The sequence below is a fragment of the Burkholderia sp. Bp9140 genome (genome assembly GCF_003853425.1).
GTDB lineage: Bacteria > Pseudomonadota > Gammaproteobacteria > Burkholderiales > Burkholderiaceae > Burkholderia.
Map to the genome: position 1 here is coordinate 1 of NZ_QTPQ01000056.1, position 14037 is coordinate 14037.

A 14037-nucleotide genomic window follows, 5' to 3' on the forward strand; every position below is an offset into this window, starting at 1 on the left:
GGAGCGGTAGTTCAGTCGGTTAGAATACCGGCCTGTCACGCCGGGGGTCGCGGGTTCGAGTCCCGTCCGCTCCGCCAAAAATGAAGAAGCCCGCCTTGCGCGGGCTTTTTCATTTGCATCGCCGGTTGCGCCCGCTTGCGGGCGCGTGACTGCGGAGTGGAGGAAGCCGCCTGCGCGGCTTCCGGCGGGACTCGAAGGGCTGCGCTCCGCCGGTCGCGCCGCTACGAGAAATTCGCGATTGCATCCGCCCGAGACTGCGCTATCGTGGCGGAATGCGTTCTTGACCCCTGCGCGATGCTCGATCCGACCGACCTGCGATTGCTGTATCAGCTCCGGCCTGCGGAGCCTGGCGATTTTCCGTTCGCCGAGGCGCTGACGCACGGCAACATGGGCGGCTATTACAAGCGCCACGGACTCGTCTGGCGCAGCGACCTGTTCTATGCGAGCTGGCGCGAATCCGAAAACTTCATCCTCGAAGCCGACGGCGAGCGCATCGGCGTGCTGCGCGTGACCGAGGAGGGCGATTCGCTGCACATTCGCGACGTGCAGATCGCAGCCGGTCATCGCGGGCAGGGCGCCGGCACCTACATGCTCGACATGTCGCATCGCTGGGCACGCGCCCGTGGGCTGCACGAACTGCAGTTGCGCGTGTTCGTCGACAATCCGGCCGCGCGGCTCTACCAGCGGATGGGCTACAGCGTCACCGGGCCGAGGCTGGCGCAGCTCGGCTCGATCCGTCACATGGTGCGTCCGGTCTGAGCGTGTAACGACGCGGCGACGGTCAGCGGGCGGCGCCGATCGCGTCGTCATCGGGGGCATCGTCCGCCGCGCTGCGGTCTTCCGCGCCGCGGTGCTCGTAGCCGCGCAGCATGAATGCGCGCGGGCTTTCTCCGAACGCGCGCCGGAACATCGCTGAAAACGCACTCTGGCTCTGGTAGCCGAGCTCGCGCGCGATATGCGACAGCGGACGCCCCTGGTTCAACAGCGGGATCGCGCGCGCGAGCAGCGCCTGCTGTCGCCACTGCGAAAAACTCACGCCCAGTTCCTGCTTGAAGAGCCGCGAAATCGTGCGCGTGCTCGCGCCGACCTCGCTCGCCCAGTGTTCGAGCGATTCCGCATGCGCCGGTTGCGCGAGCACCGACTCGCACAGCATGCGCAGCCGCTTCTCGTCGGGCATCGGCACTGCGAGCGGCAGCGGTTCGGCGCGGCTCAGCTCGTCGAGCACGAGCCCGCACAACAGCCGCTCGCGTGCGTCGCTCAGGTCGCGCGCGTCGAGCGCGACGATCAGTTCGCGCAGCAAGCCCGTCACCTCGACCACCCGGCATGCGTCGAGCCCGTCCGGCACGATCGACTCGTCGATATACAGCGTGCGCAAATACGCCTCCTCGACGATCACGACCTCGTGCGTGATGTGCGGTGGCACCCAGATCGCGCGGGACGGCGGCACCATCCACGTCGTCCCGGTCGTCGCGACGCGCAGCACGCCGCGCGACGCATACGCGAGCTGCGCCCATGCATGCGTATGCAGCGGGATCCGGCGGCCGGCATCCACCTGCCGCGCCCGGACGCGCATCGGATGGACGCGGGTCGGCGCGAACTCGGGCGGGATGTCGATGACGTCGTAGGGGTTCGATGCGTCGGCTTGGGCAGGCGGATTCATGGACGATTCGGTCGGCGCGGCGGCGATGCCGTTATTTTAGAAGGCGCCGCGCGGGCGCATGCGGCGGTTTTTCGGCCGATAATGCACCGTTCAAATGAACTTTGTATGGGGCCCGTGCGCATTCCGGCCAGGCAGCAAGCCTGGGCTCTGGCCTGCACAGCGCGTCGTGCCGAAAAGAACCATCGGGCCGCGATCGCGGTCTACCCGTGCGGGCGCGTTTCCGCGCGAGCGGCGCCAACGGACGCCGATGCCCGCGGCGCGGCCGCGACGGCCCGGCACGGCAACACCTGAATCGAAGAGGAGAACCACGATGCGCTACGTATTCGTCTACGGCACGTTGAGAGCGGGAGAGGCCAACGACATCGGCTATGCGGCCGCGCGGCACGGGATCGCCGCGCCGACGCTGCTCGGTGCGGCCGCGCTGCCGGGCGAACTGTATGATTTCGGCACCTACCCGGGCATGGTCGCCGGGGCGGCCGGCCAGTCGCTCGTGTGGGGCGACGTCTACGAGATCGACGAGCAGCTGGTGCCCGTGCTCGACGAGATCGAGCGCGTCTATCCAGGCGTCGACACGCTGTTCCGGCAGGAGCCGGTGACCGTCGAACTCGGCGGCCGTACGTACGCGTGCGTCTACTATCCGGTCGCCGCGCACGCGGCAGCCGACCGTCCGCGCATCGCGTCGGGCGACTGGGTTCAGCACCGGCGCGAGCGGGAAGCCGCCTGAGCGCCCGCGTGGCAAGCCGCCGCGCCGCAAAGGAAAAAGCGCCCCGCGGGGCGCTTTTTTTCATGCCGCCGGGTCGTGCGACCGGCGGCGGGCAGGACGGGGGCGACCCGGTCTGGCAGGACCCGGCCCGCGTCGTCAGATTTCCTCGTACAGCGGCAGCGTCAGGAATTCGGTGAAGCCTTCCGACGTCGACATCTGTTCGAAGATCGCCGCGGCACGCTCGTACGGCTGCGTGTTGCCGCCGACCGAACGCTTCACGTTGTCGAGCTCCGCCTGCGCGAATGCGCGCACGAGCTCCGCGGTAACCTTGCGGCCGTCGTCGAGCACGCCCTTCGGCGAGCGGATCCACTGCCACACCTGCGAGCGGGAGATTTCGGCGGTGGCCGCGTCTTCCATCAGGTTGTGGATCGGCACGCAGCCGTTGCCGTCGAGCCAGGCGCCGAGATAGTGGATGCCGACGTTGATGTTGTTGCGCAGGCCGGCTTCGGTGATCGGCGCCTCAGGCTGGAAGTCGAGCAGGTTCTTGCCTTCGATCTGCACGTCGTCGCGCTGCTTCGCGATCTGGTTCGGCTTGTCGCCGAGCACCTTGACGAATTCTTCCATCGCGATCGGCACGAGGCCCGGGTGCGCGACCCAGCCGCCGTCGTAGCCGTCGGTTGCGTCGCGCTGCTTGTCCGAGCGCACGCCGCCCATCGCCTTGTCGTTCGCTTCCGGATCGTTCTTGATCGGAATCAGCGCGCTCATCCCGCCGATCGCCGGCGCGTTGCGCTTGTGGCAGGTCTTCAGCAGCAGCAGCGCGTACGCACGCATGAACGGCACCGTCATCGTGATCTTCGAGCGGTCGGCCAGGCAGAAGTCGCGATCGTTCTTGAACTTCTTGATCGCCGAGAAGATGTAGTCCCAGCGGCCGGCGTTCAGGCCCGAGCTGTGTTCGCGCAGCTCGTACAGGATCTCGTCCATCTCGAACGCGGCGAGGATCGTCTCGATCAGCACCGTCGCGCGGATCGTGCCGCGCGGCACGCCGACCGCTTCCTGCGCCGCGACGAAGATGTCGTTCCACAGGCGCGCCTCGAGATGGCTTTCCATCTTCGGCAGGTAGAAGTACGGGCCCGAGACGCGCGCGATCAGTTCCTTCGCGTTGTGGAACAGGAACAGCGCGAAATCGAAGATGCCGCCCGACACGCGCTGGCCGTCGACCGTCACGTGCTTCTCATCGAGGTGCCAGCCGCGCGGACGCACGATCAGCGTCGCGACCTTGTCGTTCAGCTGGTACGACTTGCCGTTCTGCTCGAGCGAGATCGTGCGGCGCACGGCGTCCTTCAGGTTGATCTGGCCGTCGATCTGGTTCGTCCAGCTCGGCGCGTTCGAATCCTCGAAGTCCGTCATGTACGAGTCGGCGCCGGAGTTCAGCGCGTTGATGATCATCTTGCGCTCGACGGGGCCGGTGATCTCGACGCGGCGGCATTGCAGGTCGGCCGGCAGCGGCGCGACCTTCCAGTCGCCTTCGCGGATCGCCTTCGTATCGGCCAGGAAATCGGGGCGTTGGCCGGCGTCGAGGCGCTTGGTGCGCTCGACACGGGCTTGCAGCAGCACCTGGCGGCGCGGCTCGAACGTGCGGTGCAGCGCCGCGACGAGTGCGAGCGCTTCCGGTGTCAGGATCGCTTCGTAACCCGGCTTGATGTCGCCGGTGATCGCCATGCCTTGCGGCAGCGTGATCGGGGTGCTCATGAGTCTCATCTCCTTGGTCGGTCAGTTGCGGTTTCGGTGAAAGAGGAAGGCGGCAGCGCCGCGAACGTCATGCGCCCGGGCCGGGGCGCGCGCGGTTTGCGGGTCTGCCGGACGGAGCCGGGGTGGCGAGGAATGCGAGCAGATCGGCCATGCCGCTGCCGGTGCCGTCGGGTGGCACGCCGAGTTCCTCGGCGGGCGCGCCCGTGCGGTTGAGCCAGAACGTCGTGTAGCCGAACCAGGCGGCCCCCGCGACGTCCCAGGCGTTCGACGACACGAACACGATGTCGCGCGGGTTCGCGCCGAACGCGGCGGTGCCGAGTGCATAGACGGCAGGACTCGGCTTGTACGCGCGCACGGTGTCGGCCGACAGCACGCGATCGAACAGGCCGGACATGCCGGCGCTCTTGATCGCGATGTCGAGCATCTGCGGGTTGCCGTTCGACAGGATCGCGAGCGGCGGGCGCGGCTCGAGCGCGCGCAGCTTGCGCAGCGCGGGCACCGTGTCGGGATAGGTGGACAGGCACGCGTATTCGTCCATCAGCCGCTTCTCGGCCGCGCTGTTCAGCGCGAGGCCGAGTACGCGTGCGGCGAACCGCAGCGCGTCGAGCGTGATGTCGCGAAACGGGCGATAGCGGGCGCCGGCCGGATCGGCGAGCGTGCGCAACTGCGAATATTCGATTTGCTTGCGTCGCCACAGCTGCGACAAGCGGTCCCCGTGACCGGGAAACATCTGCTCTGCCGCGGCCACGACCGCATGCACGTCGAACAACGTGCCGAATGCGTCGAAGAGGATGGCGTCGGGAGAGGAGAGTGTCGTTGTGGCCGACATAGCCTTGCGCTCCAGTTTCAGAGGTCGGGTCGATTCTATTCGTGATCACATGTACTAAAAAAGACGCTAATCATCACTTGATCTTTTACTTTCATATACCTAATCTTGAGCCGCTTAAGCTATTTGAAGGGCGGGAACGTCGTTCTTTCGAGTCATGGACCGGTTCAAACAGATCGAAACGTTCGCCGCGGTCGCGGCGAAGGGCAGCCTGTCGGCGGCCGCTCACGCGGAAGGCGTCGCGCCGGCGATCATCGGCCGCCGCCTCGACGCGCTCGAGGAGCGGCTCGGCGTCAAGCTGCTGGTGCGCACGACGCGCAAGCTCACGCTGACCTTCGAGGGCTCGGCCTTCCTCGAGGACTGCCAGCGGATCATCAACGACATGCAGAACGCGGAGGCGAGCGTGTCCGCCGGCGGTGTGAAGGCGAGCGGCCACCTGCGCATTTCCGCGCCGGCCGGCTTCGGGCGGCGCCACGTCGCGCCGCTCGTGCCCGAGTTCAGCGGCGCGCATCCGGACGTATCGGTCACGCTCGACCTGTCCGACCGGATGGTCGACCTCGTCAACGAAGGGTTCGATTGCGCGGTGCGGCTCGGCGAACTGCCCGATTCGTCGCTGGTGTCGCTGAAACTCGGCGAGAACCGGCGCGTGTGCGTCGCGTCTCCGGCGTATCTCGAGCGGCGCGGCACGCCTGCCACACTCGCCGAACTCGCACGCCACAACTGCCTCGCCCTTGCCGCGAATGCGAACCAGCAGCGCGGCTGGGCGTTCCAGGAAGACGGCAAGGTCGTGTCGATTCGCGTGAACGGCACGATGGAATGCTCGGACGGTGCGGTGCTGCACGAGTGGTGCCTTGCCGGCTACGGCCTGGCATGGCGATCGTGGTGGGAGGTCGGCGACGACATCGCGGCGGGCCGCCTTGTCAGCGTGCTCGATGCGTTCGCCGCGCCGCCGATCGGCATCCACGCGGTGTTTCCGCAGCGCCGCCACCTGCCGCTGCGCGTGCGGCTGTTTCTCGATTACCTGAAACATACGTACGAGCGGCCGGGGTATTGGGGCGAGTAGGGCGCGCCCGCCCGCGCGTTTCCGATATGAGGGCGAACCCGCTGACGGCGCCGGTCGCCCGGTTTCGCGCACTACAATCGAAACTGGCATGCGCGACGCGCCGGGGCCGGCTCGCATGGGTTCGCGGCGCGCGCGGTGCGTCTGACGCAGGAGGGCGCGATGTTCCGGCACATCCTCGTTCCAACCGACGGTTCCGAACTGTCGCAGAAGGCAATCGACGGCGCGATCGATCTGGCGCGTGCGGTCGGCGCGCAGGTCACGGCCTATGCGTGCCTGCCGCAGTATCCGTACTCGCCGTTTTCCGAAGTGATCATCGAGCCGCCCGCCGATTTCCGGGCGCGCAGCGAGCGTGAGGCGCGAGCACACCTCGACGAGGTGCAGGCGGCCGCGAAGGCGGCCGGCGTCGTCTGCGACAGCTGGACGAGCGTGCATCCGTCGCCGTACCTCGGCATCATCGAAGCGGCGGAACGCGGCGGCTGCGACGTGATCTTCATGGCGTCGCACGGACGCCGCGGGCTCGGCAGCCTGCTGATCGGCAGCGAAACGCAGCGCGTGCTGACCCATACGAAAATTCCGGTGATCGTCTATCGGTAGCGGCGACGTTGTCCCTGGCCGCGCGAGCGGCAGCTCGGCAGCACCGCTGAAAAAAGGCGCGCCGGACGAAGCCGGCGCGCGTCATGGCTGGCGGCCGCAGGCCGCGCGGCGGGTCGCGCGGATCACCGCGCGCCTGCCGTCTCCTCCCTGATTATTGTTCCGTGCCGCCGGCGCGCGTTACGCGACCTTCTTGCCGTCGAAGAACTGTTCGTCTTCGGTCGAGCCGTGCAGCGCGGTCGTCGATGCTTCGCGCTCGACCGTCTGCGTCACCGCGTCGAAGTAGCCGGTGCCGACTTCGCGCTGGTGCTTGACGGCCGTGAAGCCCTTGTCGGCCGCCGCGAACTCGGCCTGCTGCAGTTCGACGAACGCGCTCATCTGCGTGCGGGCATAGCCGTGCGCGAGGTTGAACATCGAGTAGTTCAGCGCATGGAAGCCGGCCAGCGTGATGAACTGGAACTTGTAGCCCATCGCGCCGAGTTCCTTCTGGAACTTCGCGATCGTCGCGTCGTCGAGGTTCTTCTTCCAGTTGAACGACGGCGAGCAGTTGTACGACAGCATCTTGCCCGGGAACTGCTTGTGGATCGCCTCCGCGAACTTCTTCGCATACTCGAGATCCGGCTTGCCCGTTTCGCACCAGACCAGGTCGGCGTACGGTGCGTACGCGAGGCCGCGCGAGATCGCCTGCTCGATACCCGGCTTCGTGCGGAAGAAGCCTTCGACCGTACGCTCGCCCGTCAGGAACGGCTTGTCGTTGTCGTCGATGTCGGACGTGATCAGGTCCGCCGCTTCCGCGTCGGTCCGCGCGACCAGCACGGTCGGCGTGCCCATCACGTCGGCCGCGAGGCGCGCCGCCGACAGTTTCGCGACGGCTTCACGCGTCGGCACGAGCACCTTGCCGCCCATGTGGCCGCACTTCTTCACCGACGCGAGCTGGTCCTCGAAGTGGACGCCCGATGCGCCCGCCTCGATCATCGCCTTCATCAGTTCGAATGCGTTCAGCACGCCGCCGAAGCCGGCTTCCGCGTCCGCGACGATCGGCGCGAAGAAATCGACGTAGCCTTCGTCGCCCGGGTTCTTGCCTTCCGACCACTGGATCTGGTCGGCACGCGTCAGCGTGTTGTTGATGCGCTTGACGACGAGCGGCACCGAGTTCGCCGGGTACAGCGACTGGTCCGGGTACATTTCGCCCGCGACGTTCGCGTCGCCGGCCACTTGCCAGCCCGACAGGTAGATCGCCTTGAGGCCGGCCTTCACCTGCTGCATTGCCTGGTTGCCGGTCAGCGCACCGAGCGCGTTGACGAACGGCTCTTCGTTGATGAGGTGCCACAGCTTTTCCGCGCCGCGCTTGGCCAGCGTGTGCTCGACGACGATCGAGCCGCGCAGGCGAACCACGTCCTCAGCCGTGTAGCCGCGCTTGATGCCCTTCCAGCGCGGATCGGTTTCCCATTGCTTTTGCAGTTCCTGTGCCTGTTGATGTCGCGACATGATGAGCTCCTTGATGCGGTGTGTTGCCTGATGGGTCGAACCGGACGATGGTGATGCTGTTCTCGAAGCGGGGCGGGACGCGTGCCGTTTCGTGAAGTCTTGTATAAGAGTCTAGGCAAACCGATCGCGATGAAACAGGGGCTGTATCAGGAAGTTTGAAACTTTTTAATCTTTATTAATCAATTGGTTGTGGATCTTATTTCACAATAAGAAACAATTTTTCCCATCTCGCAATCACAAGGTTGTGCCGCGCAGCATGATTTTTTACGACGCAAAAAAATTTTCCGCATCGTGAAATTTGGTGCGGGACGAAAAAAAACCGGCGCGGGTGCGCCGGTTTGCCGGATGGGCGGGGCGGCCGGAGGGCCGCCCGGGCGTGCTTACGACGCCGAGTTGCCGCGGCGCGGGCCGCTGCTGCGCTGGCCGTCGCGACGCGGGCCGCCGCCGTCGCGGCTGCCGCCCGGCTTGCCGCTCCAGCCGCCGCCATTGCCGCCGCCGTAGCTGCGGCCGTTGCCGCCGTAACCGCCGCCCGGCTTGCCGCCGAAACGACGACCGCCGTTACCGCCGCCCGGACGGCCGCGGCCGCCGGTGCCGCGATCGTTGCGCGGGGGCGCCTTGCGCGGCTCGAAGCCTTCGATCACGTTGACCGGCAGCGGCGAGCGCACGAAGCGCTCGATGCGCTTGAGCGCGCCCTGTTCGGCGTGGTGCACGAGGCTCACCGCGGTGCCCGAACGGCCGGCCCGGCCCGTGCGGCCGATACGGTGCACGTAGTCTTCCGCGAACTTCGGCAGGTCGTAGTTGAACACGTGCGTGATGCCCGGGATGTCGATGCCGCGGGCCGCGACGTCGGTCGCGACCAGCACGCGCACGCGGCGCTCGCGCAGCGCACGGATCGTGCGGTTGCGCGCGCCCTGCGGCAGGTCGCCGTGCAGTGCCGCCGACTCGAAGCCCGCATCGGCGAGACGGCCGGCGAGCTGGTCGGCGTCGATCTTGGTCGCCGTGAAGATGATTGCCTGGTCGAGTGCGTCGTCGCGCAGCAGATGATCGAGCAGGCGATCCTTGTGATCGCGGTCGTCGACGTAGTGCACGGTCTGCGCGATGTTCGCGCGCGATTCGAGGCGCTGCTGGATCTCGATGCGCTCCGGATCCTTCAGCAGGCGGCTCGTCAGCGAACCGATCTTGCCGTCGAGCGTGGCCGAGAACAGCATCGTCTGGCGCGACTCGGGCGTCGCGGCGACGATCGTCTCGATGTCGTCGATGAAGCCCATGTCGAGCATGCGGTCGGCTTCGTCGAGCACGAGCATCTTCAGCTCGGACAGGTCGATGCGGCCGCGCTCGAGGTGGTCGAGCAGGCGGCCGGGCGTGGCGACCAGGATCTCGGGGTTCTTCGCGAGCAGCATCAGCTGCTGGCCGTAGGCGACGCCGCCGAGGATGCTGACGGTGCGCAGGCGCTTCAGGTGCTTGCCGTAGGTCGACGCGGCCGTGGTGACCTGCATCGCGAGTTCACGGGTCGGCGTCAGCACGAGCAGGCCCGGGCGGGCGACGGGCTGCGGGCGGCGCGCACGGCGGTCGCCCTGGTTCGGGTCACGCGGCGCACGCGGTTGCTGCGCCTGCGTCTTCTGGAGCTGCGCGAAACGTTCGATCGCGGGCAGCATGAATGCGGCCGTCTTGCCCGAACCGGTCGGGCTCGATACCAGCAGGTCCCGACCGGCGATGCCGGCCGGAATCGCGCGCTGCTGGACCGGCGTCGGCTTGGCGTAGCCGGCGGCCTGCAGCGCGGAGACGATCTCCGGCGACAGCCCGAGCGACGCGAAAGTCGGCTCGTCCGACGCCGGTTCGACTGCGGCCGGTGCGGCGGCGTCGAGACCGAGCGCCTGGTCGGCGATCGCGTTGAGCGGGCTGGTGTTGATGCTCGAAGTCATAACAATCCTTGAAACACAGTGGGTGAAACGTCGGCGCCAATCGCGCATACCCAAGTCGTCGGATTCAGCGAGCAAATCGGGAAACGGGTGCAATCCGCCGAACCGTCGGCGGATGAGGCATTAGAAGCTGTTTTGGGTGCGGCGCGCTTCTGGAGCGGGGCCGCCAGCCTGATAAGTGACGACCGCGAGGGTCGAAGCAGGAGGGGACAGGTTCTAAACCGGATTGGAGCTTAACGCTACGAGGCGTCGGGCCGGAACGGCTTGCGAGCCGAGCGCGGAGGTGACGCAGGCCGCATTATAAAGAAATTTGCTGCGCTGCGCCACTGATTTGATTGCCTATTGCGGCTGGAGGGGCAGGTCAGGACGCCGTGCCGTTCTTCAGCGATTCGACGAGCTCGATGTACTGCTGCTTCGCCGCATCCTGCGACGTGCCTTTCAGCGCATCCCACGCGTCGTACTTGTACTTGCCGACGATGTCGGTGAAGCCCGGCTTGTCGCCGTGCGCGTCGCCGTCCGTCGCTTGCTTGAAGAGCGCGTACAGGCGCAGCAGGGTCAGGTTGCCCGGTCGCTCGGTCAGTTGCTTGACGTCGACCTGGGCCTGGTCGAATTGGGCGGTGAGTTCGCTCATCGTGTGTCTCCGTAAGGGTTTCAAGTCGGCCGATCTTAACAAGCGCAACGCTGCGCGGGGTCGAGCGATCCTTCCAAACCGCCGGTGGCGCGGCGCGCGCACCGCGATCGGGTTCGATCGCCCGTGGGAGCGGGGCGCCGCATTACAATGTCGGCCATGACGCAAACAGTGCTCCTCGCCATCGATACGTCGACCGAATATTGCTCGGTCGCGCTGCTGCGCTCGGCTCAGGCCGATGACGCCGTTTCCCACTCCCAAGCCTGGGTCCGCCACGAACTGACGGGCGCCGTGTCGAGCACGCGCGTGCTGCCGGCCATCCAGGAGCTCTTCACCGAATCCGGCCTTTCGTTCGCCGACTGCGACGCGATCGCGTTCGGTGCGGGCCCCGGCTCGTTCACCGGCCTGCGTACCGCGACCGGCATTACCCAGGGGCTCGCGTTCGGGCGCGGGCTGCCGGTCGTGCCGGTCAGCACGCTGCTCGCGTGCGCCGAGCACGCGCGGCTGCGCGCGCCCGGCACGACGCGCGTGCTGGCCGCGCTCGATGCGCGGATGGACGAAGCGTACTGGGCCGACTTCGCGTGGGACGACCAGGCGGGCGACTGGCGCACGCTGCATCCGGCGTCGCTCGATGCGCCGGGCGCCGTCGGCGTGCCCGACGTGCCGTTTACGCTCGCGGGCAACGCGGCTGCCGCGTTCGGCGCGCTGTTGCCGGCCGCCGCCGCGGCAGCCGTGATCGACGGCGACGCGCTGCCGCATGCGCTGGCGGTCGCGCATGCCGCGCTGCGGGCGTTCCGCGCCGGCCGTACGGTGCCGGCCGACCAGGCCGCGCCGGAGTACGTGCGCGACAAGGTCGCGCAGACCACCGCCGAGCGCCTCGCTGCGCGCGCGGCGCAGACGGGCGGAACGAAAGGATGACGGGCGTACTGTTGAGCGACCGCTATTTGTCGCCGATGACCGACACCGATCTCGACGAGGTCGTCGCGATCGAGCAGGTCGCGTACGAATTCCCGTGGAGCCGCGGCAACTTCGAGGATTCGCTGCGCAACGGCTATTTCGGCGTATGCCTGCGGCACGTGACGGGCGCGCTCGTCGGCTATAGCGTGCTGATGCCGGTGATCGACGAGATGCACCTGCTGAACCTGTGTGTCGCCCCGGCCGCCCAGCAGTCGGGCGCGGGCCTCGCGCTGCTGCGCGAAGCCGTGCGGATCTCGCGCGCGGAGCGGCTCGACGGCGTGCTGCTCGAGGTGCGGCCGTCCAATCAGCGCGCGATCCATCTGTACGAGCGCTTCGGCTTCGTGACGATCGGCCGGCGCAAGAACTACTATCCGGCGCGGCATCGCAGCCGGGAGGACGCGATCGTGATGCGTCTGACGCTGAACAAGGACGAAGGGGACGTGCATGGCGTGGGCTGAAGCAGCGCTCGAGGAAATGGGTCTCGCGCAGATCTGGGTGCGGCGCGGGCAGCGCGCGGAAAGCGCTGAGGAGGACGCCGCGCCTGCTGCGGCTTCCGGCGCGGCGGACGACGTGTCCGCCGTTGCGGCCGCAACCGTCGCGGCAGCGCCGCGGCCGGTGGTGGAGCAGCCTCGTGACGCGCAGCCGTCCGCGACGCGCGCGCTCGCACGTGACGATACGCCGCCGGTCGGCGGAACCCGCGATGCGGCTCGGGCCGGCGAAGCGGGTGGAGCGCCGCGTGCCGCGATCGACGACGATCGTGCGTCCGTCAAGCCCGCGCCGGCCGCCGCGGACGACATGCCGCCGGTCGCCGAAGACGATTTCGCCTGGTTCGACGCGGCGCCGCCCGGCGATCCGCTGCCACCGGCCGAATCGCGTCCTGCCGCGACGCCGGTGGCGATGCTCGACTGGGATACGCTCGCCGCTCGCGTCGCCGAGTGCACGAGCTGCCGCCTCTGCGAGAAGCGCACCAATACCGTGTTCGGTGTCGGCGATCGTGAAGCGGACTGGATGCTGATCGGCGAAGCGCCGGGCGAGAACGAGGACAAGCAGGGCGAGCCGTTCGTCGGCCAGGCCGGCAAGCTGCTCGACAACATGCTGCAGTCGCTGGCGCTCAAACGCGGCGACAACGTCTACATCGCGAACGTGATCAAGTGCCGGCCGCCCGGCAACCGCAATCCGGAACCCGACGAGGTCGCGCGCTGCGAGCCGTACCTGCAGCGCCAGGTCGCGCTCGTGAAGCCGAAGCTGATCGTCGCGCTCGGCCGCTTCGCCGCGCAGACGCTGCTGAAGACGGACGCGAGCATCGCATCGCTGCGCGGTCGCGTGCACACGTACGAAAGCGTGCCGGTGATCGTCACCTACCACCCTGCGTACCTGCTGCGCAGCCTGCAGGACAAGTCGAAGGCGTGGGCCGACCTGTGCCTGGCGCGCGATACGTTCCAGCGGGCCGGAGACGCCGACGCGAACGGGCCGGCCGGACAATGACGCGCGGCGCGGCGCTCGCGTTCGTCGATACGCTGCGCGATGCCGCGGTCCGCGATCTGGGCTGGCTCCTCGCGAGCCCGAGCCTGCTCACCGCGGCGCCCGGCGCACCGCTCGCGCACCCGTGGTCGGATGCGGTCGAGCGGGTGGCCGTCGAAGCATGGCTCGTCGCGCTCGATGCCGCGCCCGAGCCGCTGCACCGCGCGCTCGACGGGCTGCGGCCCGTGCGGCTCGGCCGTTATGCCGAATGCCTGCTCGAATATTTCCTCACGCACGGGCCGTCGCTGCGGCTCGTCGCCGCCAACCTGCCGCTGCGCAGCAACGGCAAGACGCTTGGCGAGGTCGATTTCCTCGTCGATGCTCCGGGCGGGCAGCGCCTGCACTGGGAACTCGCGGTGAAGTGCTACCTGTGCGCGCCGGTGCAGGGCGGCGCATCGCTCGCGGACTTCGTTGGTCCGAATCTCGTCGACCGCCTCGATCGCAAGCGCAGCCGGCTGCTCGAGCATCAGCTGCGGCTGAGCGATCGCCACGGGTTTGCGCTGCTCGGCTACGGTGCGCCGTCCGATGCGCAAATGTTCATCAAGGGCTGGCTGTTCTATCCGCACGGCGTGCCGCTGCCGCCGGTCTCCGCGGAAATCGCGGCCGATCATCCGCGCGGCTTCTGGCTCACGCATGCGCAGTGGCCGGCCTGGGCGGCCGCGCAACCCGACGGTGCGGCGTGGAGCGTGCTGGCGCGCCTCGCATGGCTCGCGCCGCGGCGGATGGCGGCCGATGCCGCGCCCGAACCGCTGGCGCATTCGCTTGCGCTGCCCTCTGTATTGACGGCGCGCCAGGCGCCCGCGCTGATCGGCGTCCATCGACAGGACGCCGGCGGCGTATGGCGGGAGATGGCGCGCGGCTTCATCGTGCCGGACGACTGGCCGGCGCGCGCGCAGGCGTTTGCCGCGCAGGACCACTGACGCCGCGTCAGC

General features: G+C 68.0%; 14 protein-coding genes and 1 tRNA gene. 9 read left to right on the forward strand and 6 right to left on the reverse strand.

Going from position 1 to position 14037, the window contains the following annotated elements:
- A tRNA-Asp gene (locus tag DIE21_RS33265) sits at window positions 1-77 on the forward strand.
- A 217-nt stretch (window positions 78-294) separates the two neighbouring features.
- A complete protein-coding gene (locus DIE21_RS33270; RefSeq protein WP_124501657.1) occupies window positions 295-759 on the forward strand; it encodes a GNAT family N-acetyltransferase in 465 nt (154 codons plus the stop codon).
- A 22-nt stretch (window positions 760-781) separates the two neighbouring features.
- Here DIE21_RS33270 and DIE21_RS33275 read toward each other — a convergent pair whose 3' ends face one another.
- Window positions 782-1660 carry a helix-turn-helix domain-containing protein gene (locus DIE21_RS33275; protein WP_124501658.1) on the reverse strand — a complete coding sequence of 293 codons (879 nt, stop codon included), beginning with the start codon at window positions 1658-1660 and terminating at the stop codon, window positions 782-784.
- 310 nt (window positions 1661-1970) lie between these two features.
- On the opposite strand from DIE21_RS33275, the gene DIE21_RS33280 reads away from it, so the two are divergent.
- Window positions 1971-2384: a gamma-glutamylcyclotransferase gene (locus DIE21_RS33280; RefSeq protein ID WP_124501659.1), complete on the forward strand. Its 414-nt coding sequence runs from the start codon at window positions 1971-1973 to the stop codon at window positions 2382-2384.
- 135 nt (window positions 2385-2519) lie between these two features.
- On the opposite strand, the gene aceB is transcribed toward DIE21_RS33280, so the two are convergent.
- Complete coding sequence (gene aceB, locus DIE21_RS33285) at window positions 2520-4112, reverse strand: malate synthase A (protein WP_124501660.1); 1593 nt, start codon at window positions 4110-4112, stop codon at window positions 2520-2522.
- A gap of 67 nt (window positions 4113-4179) precedes the next feature.
- Entirely contained in the window at window positions 4180-4941 is a 762-nt protein-coding gene (locus tag DIE21_RS33290) for a haloacid dehalogenase type II (protein WP_124501661.1), read from the reverse strand.
- A gap of 154 nt (window positions 4942-5095) precedes the next feature.
- Between DIE21_RS33290 and DIE21_RS33295 the strand changes: the two genes are divergently transcribed.
- Together DIE21_RS33295 and DIE21_RS33300 are read left to right on the forward strand one after the other, a co-directional pair.
- Window positions 5096-6001: a LysR family transcriptional regulator gene (locus DIE21_RS33295; protein ID WP_124501662.1), complete on the forward strand. Its 906-nt coding sequence runs from the start codon at window positions 5096-5098 to the stop codon at window positions 5999-6001.
- A gap of 159 nt (window positions 6002-6160) precedes the next feature.
- Entirely contained in the window at window positions 6161-6595 is a 435-nt protein-coding gene (locus DIE21_RS33300; protein WP_006755353.1) for a universal stress protein, read from the forward strand.
- 177 nt (window positions 6596-6772) lie between these two features.
- Here the strand turns inward: DIE21_RS33300 and aceA are convergent, their stop codons facing one another.
- The 3 genes from aceA to DIE21_RS33315 all read right to left on the reverse strand — a co-directional run bounded on the left by aceA (window position 6773) and on the right by DIE21_RS33315 (window position 10630).
- A complete protein-coding gene (gene aceA / locus DIE21_RS33305) occupies window positions 6773-8080 on the reverse strand; it encodes an isocitrate lyase (RefSeq protein WP_124501663.1) in 1308 nt (435 codons plus the stop codon).
- 380 nt (window positions 8081-8460) lie between these two features.
- Entirely contained in the window at window positions 8461-10002 is a 1542-nt protein-coding gene (locus DIE21_RS33310; RefSeq protein WP_124501664.1) for a DEAD/DEAH box helicase, read from the reverse strand.
- 358 nt (window positions 10003-10360) lie between these two features.
- Window positions 10361-10630 (reverse strand): acyl-CoA-binding protein, encoded by a 270-nt coding sequence (locus DIE21_RS33315; RefSeq protein WP_096507307.1) that lies wholly within the window; start codon window positions 10628-10630, stop codon window positions 10361-10363.
- Window positions 10631-10777: 147 nt separating this feature from the next.
- On the opposite strand from DIE21_RS33315, the gene tsaB reads away from it, so the two are divergent.
- The 4 genes from tsaB to DIE21_RS33335 are packed head-to-tail and all read left to right on the forward strand — an operon-like array spanning window position 10778 to window position 14025.
- Window positions 10778-11545, forward strand: coding sequence for a tRNA (adenosine(37)-N6)-threonylcarbamoyltransferase complex dimerization subunit type 1 TsaB (gene tsaB, locus DIE21_RS33320; protein WP_124501665.1), 768 nt, complete (start codon window positions 10778-10780; stop codon window positions 11543-11545).
- Window positions 11542-12042, forward strand: coding sequence for a ribosomal protein S18-alanine N-acetyltransferase (rimI, locus tag DIE21_RS33325; protein WP_124501666.1), 501 nt, complete (start codon window positions 11542-11544; stop codon window positions 12040-12042). The genes tsaB and rimI overlap by 4 nt, the downstream gene beginning before the upstream one ends.
- Complete coding sequence (locus DIE21_RS33330; protein WP_124501667.1) at window positions 12029-13069, forward strand: uracil-DNA glycosylase; 1041 nt, start codon at window positions 12029-12031, stop codon at window positions 13067-13069. The genes rimI and DIE21_RS33330 overlap by 14 nt, the downstream gene beginning before the upstream one ends.
- On the forward strand, window positions 13066-14025 hold the full coding sequence (locus DIE21_RS33335) for a DUF1853 family protein (protein ID WP_124501668.1): 960 nt from the start codon (window positions 13066-13068) through the stop codon (window positions 14023-14025). The genes DIE21_RS33330 and DIE21_RS33335 overlap by 4 nt, the downstream gene beginning before the upstream one ends.
- Window positions 14026-14037 lie beyond the last annotated feature (12 nt).

Excerpts from the sequence above, each read along its gene's own strand:
- DIE21_RS33295 (WP_124501662.1), top strand. The coding sequence starts at position 5,096 with ATGGACCGGTTCAAACAGATCGAAACGTTCGCCGCGGTCGCGGCGAAG.
- DIE21_RS33275 (WP_124501658.1), bottom strand. The coding sequence starts at position 1,660 with ATGAATCCGCCTGCCCAAGCCGACGCATCGAACCCCTACGACGTCATC.
- aceB (WP_124501660.1), bottom strand. The coding sequence starts at position 4,112 with ATGAGCACCCCGATCACGCTGCCGCAAGGCATGGCGATCACCGGCGAC.
- tsaB (WP_124501665.1), top strand. The coding sequence starts at position 10,778 with ATGTCGGCCATGACGCAAACAGTGCTCCTCGCCATCGATACGTCGACC.
- DIE21_RS33315 (WP_096507307.1), bottom strand. The coding sequence starts at position 10,630 with ATGAGCGAACTCACCGCCCAATTCGACCAGGCCCAGGTCGACGTCAAG.
- aceA (WP_124501663.1), bottom strand. The coding sequence starts at position 8,080 with ATGTCGCGACATCAACAGGCACAGGAACTGCAAAAGCAATGGGAAACC.
- rimI (WP_124501666.1), top strand. The coding sequence starts at position 11,542 with ATGACGGGCGTACTGTTGAGCGACCGCTATTTGTCGCCGATGACCGAC.
- DIE21_RS33300 (WP_006755353.1), top strand. The coding sequence starts at position 6,161 with ATGTTCCGGCACATCCTCGTTCCAACCGACGGTTCCGAACTGTCGCAG.
- DIE21_RS33335 (WP_124501668.1), top strand. The coding sequence starts at position 13,066 with ATGACGCGCGGCGCGGCGCTCGCGTTCGTCGATACGCTGCGCGATGCC.
- DIE21_RS33330 (WP_124501667.1), top strand. The coding sequence starts at position 12,029 with ATGGCGTGGGCTGAAGCAGCGCTCGAGGAAATGGGTCTCGCGCAGATC.
- DIE21_RS33270 (WP_124501657.1), top strand. The coding sequence starts at position 295 with ATGCTCGATCCGACCGACCTGCGATTGCTGTATCAGCTCCGGCCTGCG.
- DIE21_RS33310 (WP_124501664.1), bottom strand. The coding sequence starts at position 10,002 with ATGACTTCGAGCATCAACACCAGCCCGCTCAACGCGATCGCCGACCAG.
- DIE21_RS33290 (WP_124501661.1), bottom strand. The coding sequence starts at position 4,941 with ATGTCGGCCACAACGACACTCTCCTCTCCCGACGCCATCCTCTTCGAC.
- DIE21_RS33280 (WP_124501659.1), top strand. The coding sequence starts at position 1,971 with ATGCGCTACGTATTCGTCTACGGCACGTTGAGAGCGGGAGAGGCCAAC.